A 23,682-nucleotide genomic window follows, 5' to 3' on the forward strand; every position below is an offset into this window, starting at 1 on the left:
TTCTATCATGATCGTCTACTCCTCCATGAGAAAATCCATTGTTGTCTGCCTGCTGCTGTGCGTGGCAGGACACATACGTGCGCAGAACGCCAGCCACACCGAAGCCGTGGTCCGGAAAATCGCGGACCGGATCGTCAGCAACGCACAGTATACGTTCGTTTCAGAAACGGATGGTAAAGTCTACGCCTCGACCAAAGACATTCCCAAGAATGTGGAGGTCAAATTCGCCTCGCCGTTGCAGGAGTGGCACTACTCCAACGGTGTGCTGAACCTGGCGATGGTCAACCTGGGGCGCTACCTCCACGAGCAGAAATACCTTGACTACGCGGCCAAACACGTCGCCTTCGGATTCGAGAACTACGCGTTTTTCCAGAAACGTTTTAAGCACGACCGGCCCCACCACCGCTATCCATTCGGACAGCTCTGGACGATGGACGAACTGGACGATTTCGGAGCGATGGGTGCGAGTGTGTTGGAAGTCTACCAGACGGTAAAAAAGCCGGAATACAAAGCCTACGTCGAGAAGGCAGGCAATCACATTCTGAACGAGCGCTTGCGGATGCAGGACGGAACGCTGGTGCGCGCGTTTCCGCACGAAAACACGCTGTGGGCCGACGACTTGTACATGAGCGTGCCATTTCTGGTGCGGATGGGCAAGGAAACGGGCGATACCAAGTACTTCGACGATGCGGTGAAGCAGGTCCTGAACTTCAGCAAGTACCTCTGGGACGAAGAACACGAACTGAACTGGCACTGCTACTACACCGACCTGGAACGAAACGGCGTGGCGCACTGGGGGCGCTGCAACGGCTGGATCATGCTGGCGCAGGTTCATCTGCTCGACAACCTTCCGCCCGACCATCCGCAGCGGCAGGCAATCATCGACAACCTGGAACGGCAGATTGTGGGCGTGGCGCGCTACCAGAATGGCAACGGCGTCTGGCATCAGGTGCTGGACCGCCCCGACTCGTACGAAGAATCGTCGGCCACGGCCATGTTCGTCTACGGGGTGGCGGCGGCCGTCAACCGGGGGTGGATTCATCCGTCCTATGCCACCATTGCCGTGGAAGGATGGAAGGGACTGGAAAAACTGATGATCACGGACGACGGCCAAATGAAGGCTATTTGTGTGGGAACCGGCATTCGCGACGACATGCCGTTCTACTACAACCGTCCTACCTCGATGAACGAAAAGCACGGCCTCGGCCCGTTGCTTGATGCCGGGGTGGAAATCCTGAAGTTGGAGCGAGGTGTCCTCGCCAAGAAATAAGCCATTATTTGTCATCTTGAACGGATGCCGAATGCCGCCCAGCGGAATGCCGCATCCTTGTCATCTCGAGGTTAGGAGAGATCTCCAACGTGTTGGTTTCTAGCTCTCCCGTAAGCTTTCAGCCGCGCCGCGTAGGCTTGTGGTTGCGGCAGGATCATGTGAAAGATCTTTTTCCAGAACTGAGAAGATCTCTCACCGCATCGGCACGGTCCGCCGTTGCGGGACCGATTCGTTCGAGATGACAAAAAATTATGGAGTTCAAATGCTACTATATGACGTCCCGTCGTGACTTTCTGGCTTCCCTCAGCGTGCTGACCGGCGCGAGTCTCGTGGGCTGGCCGCAGGGCGTGCGTGCGCAACCCTCTGCCGATTTCCTTCACGGGTTCGTAGATCGGCTGCGCCCCGTCGGGCGGGCCCTGGAGCTGGAAGGCTGGTACGTCTGGTGCAACAGCCCCATCGAAGGGCCCGACGGCAAAACCCATGTCTTTTTCTCGCGCTGGCGCGAAGAGAAAGGCATGGGTGGCTGGCTCAACGGCTGCGAAATTGCCCGCGCCGTCGCTGACTCGCCCGAAGGGCCTTTTACCTACGTCGAGACGGTGCTGTCGCCGCGACCGGGGGCGTGGGACGCGACGACCTGCCACAATCCGCACATCCGCCAGATCGGTGACCAGTATTGTCTACTCTACATGGGCAATGCGAACGGCAAAACGAACACCAAGCGGGTCGGCATGGCGCTGGCCTCCTCGCTCGAAGGACCGTGGCGGCGGCCGGACCAACCGCTGCTGGACGCGGGGCCGACCGGTGCGTGGGACGACCACTGCACCACCAACCCGTCGCTGATTCAACATCCGAATGGGCAGTACTGGCTCTACTACAAATCGTGGAACACGGCCGACTACGAAAATGAACAAGGGCGCATCCGGGGCAACCGGAAGTATGGCGTGGCCGTAGCCGATCGCCTCGAAGGACCCTACACTCGATACGAGGGCAATCCGGTAGTCGACTTTTCGGGACGCGGCAACAACACGCAACTGGAAGATGCCTTTGTGTGGCGGCAGGGGAAAACGTGGTACATGCTGGCCCGCGACATGGGGTACTTCAACCACGAAGTCGGCATCCTGATGGAATCCGCCGACGGCCTGCACTGGTCCGCCCCGGTGGTGGCGTTTCGCCCGCTGTCGACCTACGTGCAGGAGCCGCCCGCGCCGCCGCATCTGCACCGTTACGGGCGTGTCGAGCGGCCCCAGCTCTTGTTCCGCAACGGCAAGCCGGCCTACCTGTTTACGGCCGCCCAGGGCGGGAAGTACAGGACCGCCTCTTCGTTTATTTTCCGCCTTGCCTGAACGACTTCTGTCGTGGTTCTATGTTACTTCTTTGCGTGGAGGGCTAACCAAAATGCAATGCTGCCGTATAAAGATGTAGATTGTAAACATAGAATTGAACGATCATGAGTATCATAGAGGTAATCTTAGCTATATTTTTGCCCCCCGTGGCCGTTGCCCTGCGTTTTGGCTTGGGCGGTAAGTTTTGGTTGAATGTGCTGTTGACCATCATCGGGATTATTCCCGGCGTCATTCACGCGTTTTACGTGTTGAGCAAACCCGCAACAGCGCACGCCTACTAACGACGTTACATCAGTAACATTCCATCTGCCGGTTCGGACCCTTGGGAACGAACCGGTTTTTTTTATGCAGACACTTGTCTACCGTGCAGCAGGGGTGGACAGGGTTGAGTATCAGGGACTGACGTATGTCGGAGGAGGGCAATTTGTCGCGGCGGCCCGGTACGCAACTGGACGAAAAGCGTGTATCTTACGGGCAACCTCTTCCTAACCCTTTTCCCCAACTTCGATGGCCTACTTCCTGAAATCTGCTTTCGTCTTGAGCACCAGCGTATTGCTCCTCACCGGTTGCAACGATTCTTCTTCCTCCACTTCGGCTACGGCCGAGGATTCTACGGCTCGTACCAGCACCACCGCGACAGCCGAAGCCGAGTGGATTCCGTTGTTCGACGGTACGTCGCTGGCGGGCTGGAAAGTCAACGAACACCCCGCCACCTTCACGGTCGAAGACGGCAGCATCGTTGCGCATGGCGAGCGGGCGCATCTGTTCTATGACGGTCCGGTCATGGACCACACGTTCAAAAATTTTGAGTTGAAGGCCGAGGTGATGACAACGCCGGGTTCTAATTCGGGGGTGTATTTCCACACCCAATACCAGGACGAAGGCTGGCCTTCGAATGGCTATGAAGTGCAGGTCAACAACTCACATCCCGATCCGCGGCGCACGGCCAGCCTCTACGCAATCGACGATGTGGCCGAGCCTGCCTCTCCTGATAACCAATGGTTTACACTTTACATCAAAGTCGACGGAACGCATATCGTCACCGAGGTCGACGGCAAACCGATGGTGGATTATACCCAACCCGACAGCGTCGATACCACGACCGGCCGGGGGTTGGCCCAAGGCACCTTTGCGTTACAGGGGCACGATCCCGAAAGTAAGGTGTACTTCCGCAGTGTGATGGTCCGCCCGTTGCCGTAATGCGCCGGAGCCTAGTGGCTGGGCTGTTTGGGTACTTTGACGCCTTTGTTGTTCCATTTCCACACGACGAACGTCAGCGGCGTGGTGCCGGTGTTGGTGATGCCGTGCTCGTCCCAGGGCGCGGCGTACTGCATATCGCCCGCTTGGGCCGGAAACGTTTTGCCGTTCATCGACCAGGTGCCTTCCCCTTCGGTCACCATCAGAAACTCTTCCTCGGCGTGCAGGTGGGGCGGGTGAATTTCCATACCGGGTTTGATCACCGCCACGGCCGCCAGTAGGTCTTTCGTGCCGTAGGTCTCGTCGGTGTAGTAGGTGTAGAGCGATCCCCACTCAAAATCTTCTCTCGATGCTTTTTGCTGCGAAATCACGGCCGAAGGATTTGGTTTGGCCAGACGGCGGGCATACGAAAAGCCGGCGGTGAAGCTCAGGCCGAGCAAGAAAACGGCAACCAGCGCGAGGGTAATTTTTGTCTTCATAGCGTGTAGTCAGGGTATAGGAATGGGATTAGAGAAGCCAAATTATGCAAAAGTGGGCGATTGGTATACAGGCCGTGGAGTGTGCGAAAGGTGCGGTTGTAAAATACGAGGGTGAAGTTTCATTTAAGAATGGATCTGCACCGAGATTGTATTATTGGTAGACGTGGGGGAACTCTTGCGAAGCGGAAACGGCTTATGGGCGTATCTGTTCTCAACCTATTGAATGACTATGAATTGTTAAGGTAGCGGCTTTCTGCAAAGACAATATCCGTAAGTTTTGTACAGTTATAGAAAAGCAGAGGAGCCTAATCCTGAGCAATTTAGTGCCTATGAGTAACTACATAGAAATCGCCGACGACACCGTCGTTTCTTCTCTTTATGTAAGCGCCATCGCCCTGGCTTACGAAATGATCAACTGGTGGGCTGCCCATCAGGCCCGGGGGCAGAAATTGAAACTTATGTGGATTGGCCACCTGGGTTGTGTGGCGTATCTGTTGGGTGCTCTGCTGACGCTGGTTTTCCCTTTTCCGTCCGATACGGTTTCTACGCTGGCGGTCGTCACCTCGGGTGTCATGCGCATGAGCGGCATCGGCCTGATCATCGTTGGGTACATCCGCTTGTTACAGATGGTCCGCACGCTGGGCTAAGCCGACGCCGCTTGTTCTCTAAAAAAGTAGAATCTCTGCAAAAACCTTATGTAAGGTTTTTGAGGCTCTTTGCAGAAAAATCCGGTAGCAATTCGACTCTATCGTTCTGTCTGTCAGGATGCTACACGCCCGGTTACTCCGTGATGGCGGCTGACTCGCAGATATACGTAGGGGTAATTCCCGTCGCCTGAATGTACTGCTTGGCCAGATGAGCGGGCGTGTTGCCCGACAGGACCATGACCGTATCCAGCCCAAACTTGTTGCCCCCCAGAATGTCGGTGCCCAGCGTATCGCCGACCATCAGAATGTCGTTCTTGTCGACCGGGTGCATCGGCTGCACGTGCTCGTAGGCGTAGATGAACATTTGTGCGTCGGGCTTCCCGAAGCGAATGATGCGTTTGCCGGTCACGTCCTCCACCATGTTGGCAATGGCCCCGATGGCGGCCGCCACTTCATTTTTCGAAACCGGATACGCTTTGTCGGAGTTGGCTACGATGGCCGGAATGTTCCGGTGGCGCAACAGGTTGATCACTTTGTTGATGTCGCGGTTCCAGTCGAACCCTTCGTCGTCCAGAAACACCACCACTTCCACGTCCTCTGCAGTTGCAGGGTCCAGTTCGCCTATCGGAATGGCCGTCAGCGAAAGGGTTTCGATGTAGTGGGCCGAATTGGGCGTGCCCAAATACGCCACCTTCCCCTTTTTGACTTTGTAGCGCAGGTACTCGCTGGCCAGCATGCCCGACGAGATGATTTTGTCGGGGGTGATGTCGTGCAGCCCCACGCGGTGGTACGAGTCGGCGAGCAGCTCCGGACTGCGCGAGGCATCGTTGGTCAATACATAATAGCCGATCCCCTGCGCGTTGAGGTAGTCGATGGTACGGTCCACACCGTCGATGCGTCCGTGTGCGTTTTTGAGCACGCCGAAGGCATCGAAAAAAACTACTTTATACTTCGAGACAATCGATTTGAAATTTCGGATTTTCATAAAAAGGGTTACTACGCTTACACAAACTCCTGTTACAGAGCACTAAAGTTGAAGGGTCGAAAGAATTTTATCGGGGTTGAACCGTAGGTCGATCAGCGGGAAGTAGGTGTTGAACGCCTCGAGCTGCAGCTTGGAGGCGTAGATTTCGTGGAAGAAATAGCGCCCGTCTTTGATGACGTAGTTGAGGATGAAGAATCGGTAGGCCTCCTTCATAAACAGCACTTCGGGGCGCGTCAGCGGATAAATCTGGTGGTATTCTTCCAGAAACCACATGAACCGGTCTTCCATCAGCGGGTCGATCAGGTAGCTGAACACCGTCCGGTCGCCGATGGTGGAACACACGCGGCTGAAGAAGTAAAAATCCAGGATGCGCGAACTCATCCGGAACCAGTCGTAGTCCCAGCGCGAATAAAAATGCAGGTTTTCGTCGACCGAAAAGTTGCCGATGTTCCAGTCCACAAACACTGGAATGGCCGGAAACGAATCGGCCTTGAGGCGGTCCATGTTTTCCAGCAGCAGCACGCACTGGTGCTTGATGTCGTCGAGGTGGAGACGGTACTCAAAACGGCCCAGGTCGGTCTTGATGATTTCCATCAGGTGGTAGATGTCGTACTTGATGGTTTTAGACCAGCCGGGCAGCACGTTGCGGATCTTGAAGCAGGCTTTGTGGAACTTGGCCAGCTCGCGCCCCATGGCCCGGATGTTTTCTTCGGGCTGGATGCGGGGCAGGCGCTCCTTGACGCTGATGGGGTTGTAAAACACCACCCACGCGTCGATAAACTGGTCTTTGTGGCGGTAGGTGTACAGCTGGTTGTGTTTGGTGAGCGACCGCGCCAGAAAGTTGCTGTAAGGTTCGGGCAGGTTGGTAGACAGGGCGTTGATCAGCGAATGGTCTTCCAAAAAATGCTCAAACCGCCCGAAGTACGAGAGTTTGGCGATGACCATGTCGTCGTTTTCCAGTTTGACGCGGAACACGTGGTTGGTGGAAACTTTGGCGCTGATGTCGGTGATGGAGAGCACCCGCCGGGAAGAGTCGTACTCGCGCCAGGCCCGTCGGATGATGGGGTCGTAATTGATGATCCGCATAACGTCAGATAAGTTCGAAGTATCGTTTCAGTTCCCAGTCGGTAACCTCGCGCTGAAACTGCTGCCATTCCCACGCGCGGGTGGTGGCGTAGTGATCGACAAAAGCGTCGCCCAGGAGCGTCCGCGCCAACTCCGACTGTTTCATACGTTGGGTGGCTTCCCACAGGTTAGGCGCCAGCGTGCCGTGCGCCTTGTTCTGGTAGCCGTTGCCCTGCGTCGGCGGCACGGTGAGCGGCAGTTCCTGTTCGATCCCGTACAGACCCGAGGCCAGGCAGGCCGCCATGGCCAGGTAGGCGTTGGTATCCGAGCCGGACACGCGGTGCTCGATGCGCATGTGCTGCGGCGTGTCGTTGATGACGCGCAGTGCGTTGGTGCGGTTTTCGACGCCCCAGGTAACGGTGGTAGGCGCCCAGGCGCCTTCGACCAGCCGCTTGAAACTGTTGATGGTGGGCGCAAACAGCGGAAGCAGGTCGGGCAGGCAGTGCAACTGCCCGGCTAGGTAGTGCGCCGCCAGTTTGCTCAGCTTGTGGGGTTGTTCCGCTGCGTAAAACAGGTTTTCGTCGTTGTGCCACAAGCTCTGGTGGATGTGGCCGCTGCAGCCGGGCAGGTCTTTGTTCCACTTGGCCATGAAGCTGGCCAGCAGCCCGTGGCGAAACGCAATTTCCTTGACGCTGTTCTTCAGCAAAACCGCACGGTCGGCCGCTTCCAGTGCTTCGGTGTGTCGGATGGCGGCTTCCACCACGCCCGGCCCCGTTTCGCAGTGCAGCCCTTCCAGCGGCACGCCGAACCGATCGAGCAGTTCGAACAGGTTTTTGAAGAAGGCGCTGTTTTGCGAGAGGCGCAACACCGAATAGCCGAACATGCCCGTGGTGGCGGGTTGTGGTGCATGGTAGCCGCGCGCTTCGAGCGACTGCGACGTCTCCCGGAAATTAAACCACTCGAATTCCTGCGCGAACTGAGGCTGGTAGCCCATCGACTCCGCCTTGTGCACCATCCGCTTCAGCAGCGACCGGGGGCAGGCCGGCGTATCCTGTCCGTCGAAATCGGCCAGAAAAAAGGGCAGGTCGTCTTCCCACGGAATCTGCCGGAACGTCGACAGGTCGATCCGCGCAAACCGGTCGGGATAACCCGTATGCCAGCCGGTCAGGTCCACGTGGTCGTACACTTCGTCCTGTACGTCCCACCCGAAAATAACGTCGCAGAACCCCAGTCCATGCGCCAGCCCGTTGAGAAATTTGTCGCGGTGGATGTACTTGCCGCGCAACACGCCGTCGATGTCGGCCACGGCATATTTGACGCGCGAAAAGCCCTGCAGGCGTTGTTGGAGTTCGTCTTGTGTCATAGAAGCGTGCTAGCCATAAACGCAGCGGCTGAAACAAAACGCGGGGGAGAGGGGCCCGCCGGTCAGCCACATGGCAAAGCTAATAAACCTGAAGGAGCCGGAGCGACGCTGACGGAAACTCGGCCGGAAAATGCTCCTTTTCTGCCGTTGAAGTAGTCCGGTTGCCATGAATATGAAGGCAGAAACCGGGTAGATGGGCGACCAGCCAATGAGTCAACGCCGTTACTGCGCGAAATCCCAACCGTGTGTTCTGTTCCGGTTTTTTGTTATTTTCCTGTGGGCAGCGTAACCCCTCGGGTGTGGCCGCAGGTATAAGACCTGTGGAGGGAGTGCGCTGTGCTCTCTGATGCACCACCTCTCGCAATTCCCATGAGTAAGTTTCTGAGTACCGTCGACCTGGCCAAAGCCCTCAATCTTTCCCCTTCTACCGTTTCGCGTGCCCTGAACGATCATTATTCGATCAGCGAGAAAACCAAAAAACGAGTACTGGAGTACGCCCGTGAAGTCGGCTTCCAGAAAAACCTGAATGCGTCGCGACTGTTGCGCGAGCAGACGTTTACCATCGGGATTGTGATGCCCGAAATTTCCAGTTACTTCTTTTCGACGGTGGTGCAGGGCCTGAAGCAAGTGCTGGAGCCAGCCGGCTACGACATGCTCATCATGCAGACGGGCGAACAGCTCGACAACGAAGTCCGGGCAGTGCGGTTTCTGACCTCCCTGCGCGTCGATGGGCTGATCTACTCCCCATCCATCGAAACAAAATCGTACGAACACCTGGAGGTCGTGATGAAAAACCAGATCCCTTTCGTGAACCTGGATCGTGGCCTGCCCGGCGTGCATTGCTATCAGGTTTTAGTCAACGACGAGCTGGGCGCGTTTCAGGCGGTGCAACACCTGATTCAGAGCGGTTGCCGGCGCATTGCGCACGTAGCCGGACCGCAGAATACCTTCAACGCCCGCAATCGATTCAAGGGCTACCAGCGCGCGCTGGAGGCGAATGGCCTGCCTTACGACGATGCGCTCGTGGTCTATACCGATTACCGCATGAGCCACAGCATGGAAACGGTACATCAGCTTTTTAAGCGCAAGGTGCTGCCGGATGGCATTTTCGCGATCAACGACGAAATGGCGGTCGGGTGTATTTCGGCGGCCCGCAAGCGCGGCCTGCGCATTCCGCAGGACTTGGCAGTGGTAGGCTTCGACGACGAAATGTACGCTTCCTATTTCTATCCGGCCCTTTCGACCGTTAAGAACCCGATGGCCGACATGGGCGAACTGGCCGCAAAGCTGTGTCTGGAGCAAATCCACGAGTACGACCCCGAGCGGTTCGAGGTGAAGTTGCTGCAGCCGGAAGTGATCATCCGCGACTCGTCGCGGCGGTCCAGCACCAAGTTTTTTGCCTGAAAACCGGCCGACCGACCCGCCGCTACACGCAAAGCTTTGCGTAAAAATCACACAATGAGGTGTCGGGCGGCCGAACGGCTTGCGTATTTTTGCTTTAGAGGTGAAATAATCGGGAGCTCGAGTACATTTTTTTCGCTTCCGGTTTTTTTAACAACACCGCTTAACCACCACGTGTATGATTGAAAAACCCAAGCCCCTGGACATTGAAGACCTCTGGGAAGAGGATCTGCTGACCCGTTATCCTGAACCGGATCAAAAAGCCAAAGAAGAGTTTCGGAATTATGACAGTCCGGGTCGCGACACGGTGCGCGAGTTCTACCGCATTAACCACAGGTACCAGACGCACGATTTCGTACAAAAGAAGCGCACGGAGTTTCTGGGGTTGAATCGCCGGAAAATGACCTTGTGGGAAGCGGTGGAGTTTCTGAATACCCTGGTGGACGATTCGGACCCGGATACGGACCTGGATCAAACACAGCATTTGTTGCAGACTTCGGAGGCGATCCGTGCCGACGGGCATCCCGACTGGTTCGTGCTGACGGGTTTTTTACACGATCTGGGCAAGGTGCTTTGCCTGTTTGGCGAAGAACAGTGGGCTGTGGTTGGCGATACCTTTCCGGTGGGTTGCCGGTTTTCCGACAAAGTGGTCTATCCCGAGTTTTTCGAGCAGAATCCGGATCATCACGACGAGCGCTACAACACAAAATATGGCATCTACGAGCCCAATTGTGGGTTGCGTAATGTGTACATGTCGTGGGGCCACGACGAGTACCTCTACCATGTGATGAAGGATTATTTGCCGGAAGAAGGCCTTTACATGCTTCGGTATCACTCGTTCTACGCGCAACACCGCGAGGAAGCCTACACGCACCTGATGGACGAGCACGACCATGCCTACTTCAAATGGGTGAGGGCCTTCAACCCGTACGATTTGTACTCGAAAGCAGCTACCCCGCCCGATGTGGCAAAATTGCGGCCGTATTATGAAGACCTGGCTGCGAAATACTTACCCGATACCTTGAGATTTTAGTCGTTTGTAATAGTTTGTTTATAGTGTAAGGTGGTGAAAGCGCAGACCTCAAGATCTGCGCTTTCTTTTTTGCCCCGTCACGATGCGCCGAGAAGCAGTAACTTGGCTCCGTGGCCATTCGCTATCTGAAAAACCGGGAAATCGATCGCGCGGCGTGGGATCGGTGTGTGCAACAGTCGCCGCAACGCATCGTGTACGCCCACAGTTGGTACCTGGACCAATGCGAGCGCGCGTGGGCGGGAGTGGTGGATGAACAGGGCGGCGAATACGTCACGGTGATGCCCGTGCAGTTCCGACGTAAGTGGGGCCTGCCGTATCTCTATCAAGATCCGTTTGCCAAAGAACTGGGGATTTTTTCGACCCTGGCTTCGCTCGCGCCAGCGTATGTGCAGCAAATCATTGCCTGCGCTTTTCGGCCGTTCCGCTACGGAGTGCGCTACGCTTTCAACACGCACAACACGGCGGTGTTGCCCGACTTGCGCACGACGATGTGCGCTACCCACCATCTGAGTCTGGCGCCTTCGTACGAAACCCTCTGGCAGGGCTATTCTTCCAAGCGGAAACCTTGCGTACGGAAGGCGCAGGCGAGTGGACAGGTACTCACGGCTTCGTCTGACCTGGAGCCGTTGCTCCGGTTGTTTAAACAGTTTACCGCACCCAAAATTGCGGGCCTTGCATCGTATCAATACGACCTCTTATGGGGATTGTACCGGGCGTTGTCGGAGCGGGGGCTGACCGAGCTCTGGTACGCGCTACAAGGAGAGGAAACCACTGCCGGCGCGCTGTTTTTTCGGTACCAGCATCAGCTTATCTACTTCTGGGGAGCTTCCTCGGAGCGGGGACGCGCCGAGCACAGCATGTCGCTTTTGCTCGACCATGTCATTCGAACGTACGCAGGTCGTCGCGCAGGAGGAGAGGCGTACCGACTGGATTTCGAGGGGAGCGATGTGCCGGGCATTGCCGCCTTTTACCGCAGTTTTGGGGCTGTGCGCCAACCGTTTGCCGAAGTGCGCTTCAGTCGGTTGCCCGGCTGGTTGGAACAAGTGCTCCGTTGGCGGCAGTCGCGGCGGGGCTTCACCACGTGAGTGCGTAGCGTTCCCGTAAAATGCCCAGGTGGTGCTGTGCGTGTCCGGCGATGATATACGCCAACGCCCGTGCACTCACGGGCGCCTGACTGGCGGTGCCCCGGCGTTCCCAGTCGGCTGGCTGCAGGGTGTGAAACAGACGCAACGTGGCCGTGCGTACTTCCATAAATTCCTCGACCAAATCAGCGATGGAGCGCCGGTCGAACTGCGCCGCTTCTACATACGGATTTTGATCAAAACCCGGCAGCGGCGTCTGATCGCCCCGCCCGATGCGCAGGAGACGGTACGCAAAAATACGCTCAGTATCGGCCATGTGCCCGATCACCTCCTTGACACTCCACTTACCGGGCGCGTACCGAAATTGCGCTTGATCGTCTGATAAATGCTTCAGGTATTGAAGCACAGTGTGTTGCTGCGGTAGCGTAGAGGTCAGTCCGTCAGGCGACACTTGGCTGACATACGTGGCATAAAACGGCGCGTACTCGTCGGATGTGGGTGGAGAGAGCTGCATAAACGGTTCAGAAAATAGGGTACATATACTACATAATAAGCAGGCATACGATACACTGAAAGTGGGAGAGGACTTCTTAGTCCGTACCGTAACGTCGTTTGAACTGACGTACCCAGTAGCGCCGTATGCCGATCAGAAAGCCGGTGCCCAGGAGAATCCCGAGTCCCCAGGCAATCCACTGACGTGGTTGTAGACCCGAATGCAAGGCAAGGCGCGGGTCGCCTACTAGCATCCAGCCGCTCCACTGGCGTGGTGACGCCAGCGTGGGGTCGGCCAAGGCGGCGAGCTGGGCCTGATGCAACGCTTCGAGCATGGGTCTGTCTTCTTGCAGACCTGCCAGAAAGATACGCAGGAAGGCGCCGTCGGCCGCTGGCGCAGCCGGCCCCCGGTAGACCAGCAGGTTTTTCCCGCCGTGGTAGAGCAACGCCTGCGTGAGTTGCGGCCAGACGGACGCTACCGCCTGTTCCAGCACGAGCAGACGAGGCTGCAACGGATGTACAAACCACTGTGCCAGCGTCGTAGTATCTATCAACGGTGCGTAGTAAATGACTTGTGCGCTATCGGCCTCGCGCCAAAAAGCCGATTCCGTAGCGTCATGGCCTGTCAGGATCTGCCCTTCCAGTGCCTGTTGCGCCATCTGTACACGGTCCGTAGCGCCGGGTTGTGCGGTTGGCGGTGCAAAGCTGAGCAGTGGTACCCCACCCTCCAACGGTGCATTGCGGAGGGTTTCAATGTAGGACGTACCGCTCCAGTGGTAGCTTACAGCTTGGTTACGGACCAGATAGGGTAGGGATGCAAACCCAGGCGCAGTGGCGGGGGACGAAGGCAAAAGCGCTTCGAAAGGTAAAGTTTGCAGGGGACCATCCGGAAACACCAGGAGGTGCTCGTGAAGCGTAATGTCGAACTGCCCGATCAGGGTCTGGTAAAGTTGAGCGGCAGCAGCGACGTACGCAGTGACATCGTCAGTCTGTAACGCCCGCTGAAATGCGGCAACCAGGCGGGCCACTGCAGTAGCATCGGCCAAAGCATACGCCTGAGCTGACGTCTTATCGATCCGCACGAGGTAACCGTTTCCCTCTATAAACAGGTAAGAAAGCGCCGTGGCGCCAAACGGAATCCGTTGCTGAACGTCGGAAAGGCCGCTGACTTCCGGGCGGTACTTCAGGTCGTAGTAGCGTGGATAGCGTCGGCGGAGCGCCGTCAGGAATGGGTCGTCGGATGCAGCTTCGGCCCTAGTAGTGCTTTGCCACCACCGCTGTTCTGCCCGTTGCAACGAGTCTGGTAACACTTCAAATTCCGGTAGCATCTGGCGTAACCGCGCGCGCCGCAGTCGCTCGCCAATACGGAACAATGAATCCAGATTTGAATGGGAAAAGTCCAACTGGTAGTTCTCCCACGCCGCTTGCCACGCTGCTACGTCAGGAGCATCCACAGAGGGGGTGCTGTCAATAGCGACCTGCGAAACAAGGCTGTCGGATGCAGAAAGAGGCGCAGCATGGGCCTTTCCGGCCAGAAAACAGGCTCCAACTACCCATATCAACGCAAGAGAGAGCCAGCGAAGCGAAACGAAATTACCAAAGAAAGGAGAAGTGCCTGCGTCCATGAAGTACAGAAAAAGAAGATAAATTTTATTATTCGGTCAAAAATTTTATATTAACGCGATTACGCTTCACACCTGCGCGTTTTGGCAAGTCATCCACACTTGCTTACCGATCGTTCTCTCACGCATCGGTCTACCATCAGCCTCCTACGGCGGAAGACACTTTTGATTTTGAACCTTAAAGCTACTATGCCCATGCAAACCACAATGCTGACCTACAGCAAAACTGTGCTCGAAAAAGTAAGTTTCGATCCACGACTTTTTGAAAAGGAACTCCGCAAAGCGATGGCCTACCTTCCGGAAGAAGACGTCAGCAAATTACTGGACTGGTGCCAGCAGCGATATGGACGTCAATACACCGCTATTCTGGACCGCTGCTTTGCAAATACAGCGACTGCTTAGGGAAACGCTTCAGAGAATCAGTACTTTGCTTTACACCTCCTCTCCCGCTCCGAGTGGTGGGGAAAGCAATCAGAACACAGAACTCCGCTAACGTAACTTAAGGTCTGTTGGCTCAAAGTCAGAAGTTTCCCTGAAGGAAGGGGCGCCTCGACACTACCAATGTGGGGCTAATCTTCTGGTTATCAACATCTTGTAAAAAGGTTAAAGAAAGAGCAGAAAAAAAAGTACACAAGCTTTGTTTTTCTGCTGTAGCCTCATACTTTTGTGCCTCGCAAAACGAAAGCCCCTGGTTTTGCAGACAATATGGTCCGTTCGTCTAGGGGTTAGGACGCATCCCTTTCACGGATGAAACACGGGTTCGATTCCCGTACGGACTACTAAAACGCCCTTCCAGTCACCTGGAAGGGCGTTTTTTATTGCCTGATTTGAGGCGTGTTTTGAGCTGGGTCGTGATGAACTCAAATCGGATAGGTGGGGAGGAGCAGGCATCGGGGTGATCCATCTTTCGTGAGTGTTGCCTAAGTTGCTGTGGCAAACCAACTGCATATATGTTCATCCGGATAATTTTTGGGCTAGCCTTGATCGGCGGGCTGGCTGCCTGTGCCACAAAGGTGAGTGAGGAGCAGGCTCCACAGGAAGGGGATCGTCCGCCCAACGTCATCATCATCTTTACGGACGACCAAGGGTACGCCGACGTTGGGTGTTTTGGGGCAACGGGTTTTCAGACACCTCACCTGGACCAGATGGCGCGCGAAGGAGTGCGGTTGACGGATTTTCACGCGGCGCAACCGGTCTGTTCTGCTTCGCGGGCCGGGCTGTTGACGGGCTGTTATCCGAACCGGATTGGGATCAACAATGCGTTTATACCCCATGCGCCGGTTGGGCTGAACCCGTCGGAGACAACCCTGGCCGAAATGCTGAAGCAGGAGGGGTACCGTACGGCGATGTTCGGCAAGTGGCATTTGGGCGACTATGCTGCGTTTATGCCCAACCAGCAAGGGTTCGACGAGTACTTCGGGATTCCTTATTCGAACGACATGTGGCCGCATCATCCACAGCAGGGATCGGTGTTTCATTTCGGGCCGCTGCCGCTTTATGAGAACGAGCAGATCATCGATACGCTGGATGATCAGTCGATGCTGACCACGCAACTCACAGAACACGCCGTCGCCTTCATCGAGCGGAATAGAGATCAGCCTTTCTTCTTGTACGTCGCGCATCCGCAGCCGCACGTACCGCTGTTTGTATCGGACAAGTTCAAGGGGAAATCGGAATTGGGCCTGTACGGCGATGTGATCATGGAACTGGATTGGTCGGTCGGGCAGATTCTGGAGGCGGTGGAACAGGCAGGCATCGACGAGCAGACGATGGTGATTTTTACGTCGGACAACGGGCCGTGGCTGTCGTATGGAGAACACAGTGGGCATGCCGATCCGTTACGCGAGGGCAAGGGAACGAGCTTTGAGGGAGGGCACCGCGAGCCGTTTATCCTGCGCTATCCCGGCGTGGTACCGGCCAACCTAACGGTCGATGTGCCGGTCATGGCGATCGACCTGCTGCCGACCATTGCGGCCCTCACCCACAGCACCTTGCCCGACAAGAAAATCGATGGGAAGGATGTTTGGCACATCCTGACGGGGCAGTCGACTGAGAGTCCACACGAAGCTTACTATTTCTATTACCACGTCAACGAACTGGAAGCGGTTCGCCAGGGCGACTGGAAACTTTATTTTCCGCATACGTATCGCACCCTGGGCGGGCGGGAAGGCGGCCAAGGAGGGCTGCCTGCCGATTATACGTACGTTACCCTGACCGAGCCGGAGTTGTACAACCTGAAAGAAGACGTCGGTGAACGCCATAACGTGGCGGCCGCGCATCCCGACGTGGTGACGCAACTGACGGCCCTGGGAGAGCAAATGCGCACGGAGCTGGGGGATAACCTGACGGGCCGGGAGAGCGGTGTCGGAAGTCGTGCGCCGGGGAAGGTGCCTGCGGCAGCAGAGTAACCGGCACACGCTGCGCGGACCCTGCGTTGGAATGAACGTGCGGAAGAAGCTTCTCCTTATTCAGAGGTTCTTTTGATGGGTCCACGTTGCCCTTGGGGAATCGCGGGTTGGGTGCATTAGTAAGACGCGCTTCTGTGGGTAGTTCCATACCCCTAAAAAACAGACAGGCGCCCCTACCTGAGCGCCTGCCTGAACTTTTCTACCACCAAAAGGGATCAATATCCGTCGTTCTGTTTATAGAGCGGGTTGGCGTTGAGCGCCCGGAACGGAATCGGGAAGTACTTTCGATGCTCGGCCGAAGGTTCTTTGTCCCACCAGGCGTTGTTGGTGAAACGGTTCCAGCGGATCAGGTCCGTCCGGCGACGGCGCTCGCCCAGGAATTCGCGGCCCCATTCGTCAACAAACTCGGCGTCGTTGAGGGTAATGGCCCCCTGCGAATAACTGTACGACGCCCATTTGTCGGCCGGGAAGGCACGCTCGCGTACGGCGTCCAGCAGAGCCGCTGCCCCGTTTACGTCGCCGGCGCGGTACTTGCACTCAGCCAGCGAGTAATAGATCTCGGACAGGCGAATTTCGGGCGCGTCGGGATCGAGGGCGTAGGGCGTATCGTCGGGGAACCAGGGGAACTTCAGCAGACGGGCACCCGAGTTTTCTTCGCCCAGGTTAACGGCCGAGCCTTTTTGCAGGCCGGCGTCGCCTTCAGAGAAACGCCCGACCTGATCGACAAAGACCAGTTGTTTCCCGTTGTATTCTTCCGTGCCCAGCACCGGATCGGTTGTGCCGAGTTTGTACTGCGGCCCGATCAGGAACATGCCCTCGTAAGTACCGTCTCCGGTGTATTTAAAAGGTTGCTTCCGCAGATCATCCTCGTAGAATTTCTCGTACGGCATGCCTTGCTCGTACCCTTCAGACTCCGAGTACAGATTGCCTTCCAGGTCGTAGGAGGGCGTCAGGTGAATGCCGTTCCAGCCTCCACCGAATTTGTTAGGCGTGCCCAGAATCTGGTAGGCGTTGTAGTGCATGGCCGTGTTGTACATCCAGCTCATTTCCCACTGGTTCATGGCCTGCGGGAAGGCGAAGATCATCTCAGACGAGGCATCGTTCGTGTAGGTGAACGGCCCGTTCCAGGCCGGGTCCAGCGAATAAGGACCGTACTTGCCGTCCAGGATGTCCTGGCAAATGGCCGCGCATTCTGCATACTTGGACTGCCCAACGTACACCTCAGCGTTGAGGTACAGCCGCACGAGCACCGTCATGGCCGCCGCTTGCGTAAAGCGCCCCGTATAGGTGATGTTGGCGACGTCGGTATTCGTTGGCAGGGCAGGAGCCGCTTCTTTCAGTTCGGTTTCGATGAAGTTGAAGACCTCCTGCGCGTTCGATTGGGGAACCACGTCGGTCGTATTGGTTGAGATCGGCACGTTCCGGAACGCATCGAGCAGTTGCACGTAGAACCACGCCCGCAACACGCGCATTTCGGCAAGGTGCGCCTGTTTTTCAGCCTCTGTCATGTTAAACTGGCTGTAGTCCAGGGCTTCGATGTCCTGCATCGTGTTATTGCAGAGCGAAACGCCCCCGAACAGACCCGACCAGACCCCGAACACAACGCCCTCTTCGGGCGTCCAGGTGTGCTGGTGGAGGCGAATCCACTGCCCGCCGTCGTAGCCGTGCTTGCCCTTCTGGGTCCAGACAAAATGGTCGGCGGTCAGCTCCTGAGCAATCCAGCGGTCGCCGTCCCAACCGGCCCAGTGGGCGTGCTCGTAGGGACGCAACAGCGAAGCGATGATGGCGTCTTTGCTTTGATAATAGTTACCGGCACCAATGCGGTCGAACATCTCTTCGTCCAGGTTCGTGCAGGAAAAGGTTCCGAACAGAAACAGGAGAAGCGACGCGTACTGAGTGAGTTTGATATTTTTCATGGGTGGATAGTCAATTGGTGTTAGAAGTTAGCCTGTACGCCCAGTGAGAAATTCCGTACGACAGGGTAAACATTCAGGTCGGCGATGCCCGGCTCCAGGCCCTGTGCGTTGATCGTGGTGGGGTCCAGCCCGGTAAACTTCGTGATGGTGAAAACGTTGCGCACTGTGCCATACACCCGCAGCGAGGACACGTATTTGCTCTTGATGGTCGGCGTCCAGCCCAGCGAGGCGTTGTCGAGGCGCAGGTACCCACCCGGCTCCAGGAAGTAATCCATCATCTCTTTTTCGGCCAGGATGTGTCCGTTGCGGTCGTAGGCATCGCGCAGCAGGTTGACGCCCGGTTGCGACTGCAGACCGTAGTACATCTGGTAGAGGTTCAGGATGTCGTAGTTGAGGCGGCTGCGGAAATACAACGACAGATCGAAGGCGCCGTAGCTGAAGCGGTTGTTCCAGCTGATGTCCCACTTGGGGTTGCCGTTCCCGATGTACGCCCGATCTTCTTCGGTTTTCAGGGTCGAGAGCTTCTTCTCGCCGTCGGCTCCGTAAATCAGGATGCGGCCCTGGTCGTCGACTCCGGCGTAGCGCAGTCCGTAGAAGCTACCGATCTCAACACCCTCTTCCAGCCGTTGGGCCGGTCCCGGGTTCCCCGGCGAAGGCAGGCTGTAGCGGTCGATGTAACCGCGACCGAAGTCTTCGTTCGAGAAGCTCACCACTTTGCTTTTTACGTAAGAGACTACGCCCGTCGTGGTGTAGTTGAAGCGACTTCCCTGGATGACGTTCCAGGTAATGTTGCCTTCCAGACCCTGGTTGCGCATTTTCCCTACGTTGACGTAAATCTGATCGTTCACCATCGGCGGCTTGGGCGCGTCGTAGTTGCTGATCATGTCTTTGGAATCACGGATGAAGACGTCGAGGCTACCGGATACGCGGCTGTTGAACAACGTGAAGTCCACCCCTACGTTATAGTTGATCGCTTTCTCCCAGCGCAGGTTGGGGTTGGGGTTTTCGTTCGGTCCGTACACGCGAATCCAGCTGCCGCTTTCGTTCAGGTAAGCACCAAAGTTAGTATAAGTTGCCTGCGAACGGTAGCGAGGGAATCCCTGCCGCCCCGTTACGCCGTAGCCGGCCCGCAGTTTCAGGTCGTTGATGGCGGGCGATTCGGGCAGGTACTTGGCAATGCGCCAGCCGGCCGAAATGGCTGGGAACCAGCCCCATTTGTTGTTGTCACCGAACTTGGTAGAGCCTTCGCGGCGCAGCGACGCGGTCAGCAGATAGGTGTCGTTAAAATCATAATTGACACGTCCAAAAAAGCCGATCAGCTTCTCTTTTTCTTTCCACGAATCCATGTTGGCTTGCCCTTCGCGCAGGAAGAGGCCCGCGTCCAGGTTGTTGTACGTGAAGGCATCGGAGGCGAAATCCATGTTTTCCGCGTAGAAGCCCCGGTTCACGAAGTCCTGGTACAGGTAACCTCCCAGCAGTTTGAGGTCGTGAGCGCCTTTGATCAGCATGTAATTGCCGACCCACTGGAACGTGCGGTCGATCCACTCTTCGTTTTGCAGGCGGGCACGGCCCCGGCGGTTGCTCTGAATCGATTCCTGTGCCGTGCTGGGGTAGAACTCCCGGTTGTACTCGTTCCGGTTCTGCTGGGCAATCTTCACTTCGGTGTTCAGGTTCTTCAGGAGGTTCACCCGCACGTTGAAGTCGGCGATCAGGTACTTGTTCTCGCCGCTTTTCTCTTCGCCCATCAGCCGATGCACCGGGTTGTAGGTATCGTATCCCTGGAAGAAAGCGTAGCGCGTCGGGTTGTTCGGGTCCATAATGGGCAGCGTGGGGTTCAGCTTGAGCGCCTGCTGGAACGCCCCGTAGTCACGGTGATCGCCACCGCTGATGTACGTCTGCTGGACTTGCGTGTTGGCCAGGTTTCCGTAGAACTCAACCACGTCGTCGAAGGCCTTCTGGTTAAAGTTCAGGCGGACGTTGTACTCTTCCCGGTCGCTGATCAGGTCAATGCCGCTTTTGGTGCGGTAAGTGCCCGACAGGCGGAGCAGGGTTTTGTCGTTGCCACCTGAAATCGACAGGTTGTGGTTCTGTCCGAAGTTGTTTTTGTTGAGCAGCGCGTCGTACCAGTCGGTGCGGTACCCCTGGTCTACGTCACGGCCGCGTGCCAGAAACTCTTCCGGCGAAAGAACGTCGGGTCGTCTCGCCACGCCATCGTGTTCGATGTAGCTGTTGTAGCCTACGTTGACCCGCCCGGAGGCGCCTTTTTTGGTCGTGACGATCACCACGCCGTTGGCCGCCCGCGAACCATAGATGGCCGCCGCCGAACCGTCTTTCAGTACCGAGATGGACTCGATGTCTTGCTGAGCCACGTTGCTCAGGCTACCGCCGGGCAGTCCGTCGATGATGATGAGCGGACCGGTACCCCCTTCGATCGACGCCGCACCCCGCACCTGAATGTCTGTACCGCGGTTCGGGTCGCCCGCCGCCGGGTTCGAGATCGTAACCCCGGCCACCTTTCCGTCGAGGAACTGTAGCGGGCTGTTGACCGCACCGGGCACGAAGTTTTTGCTCGTGACCGTCACGACAGCGCTGGTCAGGTCCCGTTTTTCTTGCGTGCCGTAGCCGACCACCACGACTTCTTCCAACGCTTTTACGTCTTCTTCCAGCGTCAGGTCAATCGATGTCTGGTTGCCTACCGCTACCTCCTGCGCCAGATACCCCACGGCGCTGATGATCAGCGTAGCATTGTCGCCCACGGTCAGCGTGTAGCGTCCTTCTACGTCGGTAATGGTTCCGTTCGACGTGCCTTTTTCCAGGATGTTCACCCCGGGGATGCCTTCGCCGGCCGTGTCGATAATACGACCGGAAATCTGCTTGTCCAGGGCGTGGAGACGGTGGTGCTGAAGCGAGACGATTTCGTTAGACGACATCATCGGCACCTCAGCGGTCTTTGTAGGGAGCATGGTGTTGGTCAGCGTGCTCGGCGGGCTGTAGACCAAATAATTGTGCTGGTCGAGCTGCCGGATGCGGATGCCCGTCTGCTGATTGATTTTATCAATCTGTGCCTCCAGTCCGCCTTGATACGGCTTCCGGAGGGTAACGCGCTTGGTCGAGAAGTCACTGCCAATCACGAAATAAACGCCGTATTCGGCCTTTAGCTCGTTCAGTACTTCCGGTAGCGCGCGCCATTTGACCTGCTCTTCGCGCGTGGGCTCCTGAACGGAGGCGTAGCGTTGCAAAGAGACGAGTTGCTGAGCCGATGCCCCGTCGCTACTCGCGTAGAGCAGCGCAAAAAGGGCTCCGGCGTTCAGCCAGCAGTAGAAATGTTTGCGCATAGGATATTGGTGTTATAGGTTGACGAATGATTAAGTGCGTGTGCGGGAGGACCGATTATTGGTCTTTCTTACGGATGGTCACGTGCTCCTCCTGGCGGTCGATCTTCAGCTGGTAGGATAGCGAGAGGATCTCCAGGATGGCATCGGCTTCGCCCAGGTACACGCTCCCGTAGAGCGGCATGTTGGCGACGGCAGTATCGGGAATCGAAATGCGGAGGCCGTAGATGTCTTCCAGGATGGTCGACACTTCTCCGAGGGTGCGGTTTTCCAAAATCAGTTCGCGCTCTACCCACGCGGTGTACTGGCGGGGCTCGGCGGTATGTTTTACAAAGCGTTCTTGTGCGGCATATTCGACCAGTTCGCCGGGCTTCATCAGCATGGCTTCGCCGTCGGCGGCCAGGCGTACTTTGCCCTCTTCCAGCACCACGCGCGTCCGCTGGTCGCGGGAGCGAACGTTGAACCGCGTGCCCAGCACTTCGACGGCCAGTTCGGGCGTGTGGACGATTAGCTTGACCGCGCCGGTATCGTGCTGCAGCTTCCGGACGCTGAAAAACGCCTCACCTTCCAGATACACGTCACGCTGACCATGCCAATGAGCCGGATACCGGAGCGTAGAGTTGGCGTTCAGCACCACCTCAGAGCCGTCGGGTAGCATGATGACTTCCTGTTCGCCGTTGCCGGTGGCGTAGAAATGGTCGCGCGGCGCGAAGTACAGGTAAGCAACCACCCCGGTAGCCACTAGCAACAGCACTGCCGCGGCCCATTGCAACAGCGGGCGGCGCGTGCGCGGAGCCATGTGCACCACAGGGGTTTCCTGACGGCGGCGATGGATGTTTTGCAAGGTGGCGGCGACTTGCTGATCCGACAGGGGCGTTTCGTTGCGCTGCAACAGCAACAGAAACTGACGGGCCATGTCGACTACCGGGCGTTTCTCCGGGTTGCGCGCCAGCCAGCTCTCCCAAAATGCATTCGACTGTGCATCGGGATGGTACACCCACTGTTGAAAGGACTCGTCCTGTACGAAATCTTTGAAGTTGTAATGCTGGTAATCCATGGCAGAATCGGCGGCTCTACAGATAGTTAGCCACCTGCCTCCCGTTTGTGACAGCAAACGCGGAAAAAATTTTAAAAAAATCGAAAAAGGGTAGGAACACGGGGGAGGTGCACCCCGCGGGCGGCATGGGTCAGGCCTGGAGAACGGTGAGCAACACCAGCAGCTCCAGCACAATGTTGTTCTGCAGTTCTTCCAGGGCGCGGTCCAGCAGGCGGTAGACCGTGCGGGTACTGACCGCAAGAATGTCGGCGATTTCGGCGGCCGACATCTGGTTGTAAAACCGCAGGTAGATGATCTCTTTCTGGGAGTCGGGCAGGTGCTCCAGCGCGGTAGTCAGCTGGTGGAGGTGTTCTTCTTCCAGCTGATCGGCGGCGCGGTCAAAGTCGTCGGCCAGCGACAGCACCCGGTCGTGCGCCTGGGTCAGGGCTTCGTAAAACGCAAACGAAAACGGTTGGCGAAACTGCCGCCGCAATTTCCGGCGCAGGGCTTTGAACAAATAATTGCGAATGGAAGCCGTGGGGCCCAGATGCGCCCGCCGTTGCCAGAGGTAGACGAACAAGTCCTGGATGGCGTCCAGCACTCGCTCCGATTGCTGAGGCATCACCCGCAAGCCGTAGTTGTACAGAACCCGGACATAACGCTGGTAGATCGCCACGTAGGCGGCTTCGTCGCCGGCACGGAAGCGATCCCAGAGCTGTGCATCGGAGGTGGATGGTGGGTGATTTGGCATGCCTCACGAAAAAGAAGGCTTAAGTGTACGTAGAAAAATAGCAATCTCAAAAAAAAGACCGGTGCCACCTCCCCCGAAGCGGGGGTTCGATATGAGGTTTCGCCGCGCCGTGGACACGGGGGCCTGCCGCCGTTGGTAACCTGCGAACGCCCGACGCGTAGGCAGAAAATAAGGTGCGCTTCAGTTTCGCAGACCTCGGGCGAGCCTGCCCTGCAGTACGCAGTACCTGCGTGCTGATGAGGCGTTTACCAGTGCTAATT

Annotated in this window: 20 protein-coding genes and 1 tRNA gene; 11 read left to right on the plus strand and 10 right to left on the minus strand. The window is 56.9% G+C overall.

The annotated features are described in order from the left end of the window. The first annotated feature begins 25 nt into the window (after positions 1-25). The 4 genes from BLR44_RS20660 (at position 26) to BLR44_RS20675 (ending at position 3,813) form a co-directional block, all read left to right on the plus strand. Positions 26-1,270: a glycoside hydrolase family 88/105 protein gene (locus BLR44_RS20660; RefSeq protein ID WP_089685924.1), complete on the plus strand. Its 1,245-nt coding sequence runs from the start codon at positions 26-28 to the stop codon at positions 1,268-1,270. Positions 1,271-1,542: 272 nt separating this feature from the next. Continuing rightward, complete coding sequence (locus BLR44_RS20665; RefSeq protein ID WP_089685926.1) at positions 1,543-2,613, plus strand: glycoside hydrolase family protein; 1,071 nt, start codon at positions 1,543-1,545, stop codon at positions 2,611-2,613. A 104-nt stretch (positions 2,614-2,717) separates the two neighbouring features. Further along, positions 2,718-2,894, plus strand: a complete 177-nt coding sequence (locus tag BLR44_RS20670) for a YqaE/Pmp3 family membrane protein (protein ID WP_089685664.1) — start codon at positions 2,718-2,720, stop codon at positions 2,892-2,894. Positions 2,895-3,120: 226 nt separating this feature from the next. Continuing rightward, positions 3,121-3,813, plus strand: coding sequence for a 3-keto-disaccharide hydrolase (locus BLR44_RS20675; protein WP_089685666.1), 693 nt, complete (start codon positions 3,121-3,123; stop codon positions 3,811-3,813). Between the two features lie 11 nt (positions 3,814-3,824). On the opposite strand, the gene BLR44_RS20680 is transcribed toward BLR44_RS20675, so the two are convergent. After that, positions 3,825-4,289, minus strand: coding sequence for a cupin domain-containing protein (locus tag BLR44_RS20680; RefSeq protein ID WP_089685668.1), 465 nt, complete (start codon positions 4,287-4,289; stop codon positions 3,825-3,827). 329 nt (positions 4,290-4,618) lie between these two features. Here BLR44_RS20680 and BLR44_RS20685 point away from each other — a divergent pair, with 329 nt between their 5' ends. After that, the gene (locus BLR44_RS20685) at positions 4,619-4,936 is read left to right on the plus strand and encodes a hypothetical protein (RefSeq protein ID WP_089685670.1); all 318 of its coding nucleotides are present in this window, start codon (positions 4,619-4,621) and stop codon (positions 4,934-4,936) included. A gap of 133 nt (positions 4,937-5,069) precedes the next feature. Here BLR44_RS20685 and BLR44_RS20690 read toward each other — a convergent pair whose 3' ends face one another. From BLR44_RS20690 to BLR44_RS20700, 3 genes are read right to left on the minus strand one after another with little or no spacing between them, the layout of a single operon-like run. Beyond that, complete coding sequence (locus BLR44_RS20690) at positions 5,070-5,921, minus strand: HAD-IIA family hydrolase (protein ID WP_089685671.1); 852 nt, start codon at positions 5,919-5,921, stop codon at positions 5,070-5,072. A 42-nt stretch (positions 5,922-5,963) separates the two neighbouring features. Continuing rightward, positions 5,964-7,007 (minus strand): aminoglycoside phosphotransferase/kinase family protein, encoded by a 1,044-nt coding sequence (locus BLR44_RS20695; RefSeq protein WP_089685673.1) that lies wholly within the window; start codon positions 7,005-7,007, stop codon positions 5,964-5,966. Between the two features lie 4 nt (positions 7,008-7,011). Continuing rightward, positions 7,012-8,349, minus strand: a complete 1,338-nt coding sequence (locus tag BLR44_RS20700) for a glutamine synthetase family protein (RefSeq protein WP_089685675.1) — start codon at positions 8,347-8,349, stop codon at positions 7,012-7,014. Between the two features lie 369 nt (positions 8,350-8,718). Here BLR44_RS20700 and BLR44_RS20705 point away from each other — a divergent pair, with 369 nt between their 5' ends. The 3 genes from BLR44_RS20705 (at position 8,719) to BLR44_RS20715 (ending at position 11,868) form a co-directional block, all read left to right on the plus strand. Next, the gene (locus BLR44_RS20705; protein ID WP_089685678.1) at positions 8,719-9,753 is read left to right on the plus strand and encodes a LacI family DNA-binding transcriptional regulator; all 1,035 of its coding nucleotides are present in this window, start codon (positions 8,719-8,721) and stop codon (positions 9,751-9,753) included. 175 nt (positions 9,754-9,928) lie between these two features. Then, complete coding sequence (locus tag BLR44_RS20710) at positions 9,929-10,783, plus strand: inositol oxygenase family protein (RefSeq protein ID WP_089685680.1); 855 nt, start codon at positions 9,929-9,931, stop codon at positions 10,781-10,783. A gap of 110 nt (positions 10,784-10,893) precedes the next feature. Continuing rightward, a complete protein-coding gene (locus tag BLR44_RS20715) occupies positions 10,894-11,868 on the plus strand; it encodes a GNAT family N-acetyltransferase (protein WP_089685683.1) in 975 nt (324 codons plus the stop codon). Here the strand turns inward: BLR44_RS20715 and BLR44_RS20720 are convergent. Next, positions 11,858-12,379 carry a DinB family protein gene (locus BLR44_RS20720; protein WP_089685685.1) on the minus strand — a complete coding sequence of 174 codons (522 nt, stop codon included), beginning with the start codon at positions 12,377-12,379 and terminating at the stop codon, positions 11,858-11,860. The genes BLR44_RS20715 and BLR44_RS20720 overlap by 11 nt on opposite strands. 76 nt (positions 12,380-12,455) lie before the next feature. After that, positions 12,456-13,982: a CHAT domain-containing protein gene (locus BLR44_RS20725; protein WP_089685686.1), complete on the minus strand. Its 1,527-nt coding sequence runs from the start codon at positions 13,980-13,982 to the stop codon at positions 12,456-12,458. Positions 13,983-14,168: 186 nt separating this feature from the next. On the opposite strand from BLR44_RS20725, the gene BLR44_RS20730 reads away from it, so the two are divergent. From BLR44_RS20730 to BLR44_RS20740, 3 genes are all read left to right on the plus strand, one after another. Beyond that, the gene (locus BLR44_RS20730) at positions 14,169-14,381 is read left to right on the plus strand and encodes a hypothetical protein (protein WP_245706131.1); all 213 of its coding nucleotides are present in this window, start codon (positions 14,169-14,171) and stop codon (positions 14,379-14,381) included. Positions 14,382-14,686: 305 nt separating this feature from the next. Then, positions 14,687-14,758 (plus strand) — tRNA-Glu (locus BLR44_RS20735). A gap of 171 nt (positions 14,759-14,929) precedes the next feature. Beyond that, on the plus strand, positions 14,930-16,387 hold the full coding sequence (locus BLR44_RS20740; RefSeq protein ID WP_089685690.1) for a sulfatase family protein: 1,458 nt from the start codon (positions 14,930-14,932) through the stop codon (positions 16,385-16,387). A gap of 215 nt (positions 16,388-16,602) precedes the next feature. Here the strand turns inward: BLR44_RS20740 and BLR44_RS20745 are convergent, their stop codons facing one another. The 4 genes from BLR44_RS20745 to BLR44_RS20760 form a co-directional block, all read right to left on the minus strand. Then, on the minus strand, positions 16,603-18,303 hold the full coding sequence (locus BLR44_RS20745) for a RagB/SusD family nutrient uptake outer membrane protein (protein WP_089685692.1): 1,701 nt from the start codon (positions 18,301-18,303) through the stop codon (positions 16,603-16,605). 20 nt (positions 18,304-18,323) lie between these two features. Further along, positions 18,324-21,638 carry a SusC/RagA family TonB-linked outer membrane protein gene (locus BLR44_RS20750; RefSeq protein ID WP_089685694.1) on the minus strand — a complete coding sequence of 1,105 codons (3,315 nt, stop codon included), beginning with the start codon at positions 21,636-21,638 and terminating at the stop codon, positions 18,324-18,326. A gap of 55 nt (positions 21,639-21,693) precedes the next feature. Further along, on the minus strand, positions 21,694-22,692 hold the full coding sequence (locus BLR44_RS20755) for a FecR family protein (RefSeq protein ID WP_089685697.1): 999 nt from the start codon (positions 22,690-22,692) through the stop codon (positions 21,694-21,696). Positions 22,693-22,822: 130 nt separating this feature from the next. Next, positions 22,823-23,422: an RNA polymerase sigma factor gene (locus tag BLR44_RS20760; protein ID WP_089685698.1), complete on the minus strand. Its 600-nt coding sequence runs from the start codon at positions 23,420-23,422 to the stop codon at positions 22,823-22,825. Between the last annotated feature and the right edge of the window lie 260 nt (positions 23,423-23,682).

It is taken from the genome of Catalinimonas alkaloidigena, assembly GCF_900100765.1.
Classification (GTDB): Bacteria; Bacteroidota; Bacteroidia; order Cytophagales; family Flexibacteraceae; genus Mooreia; species Mooreia alkaloidigena.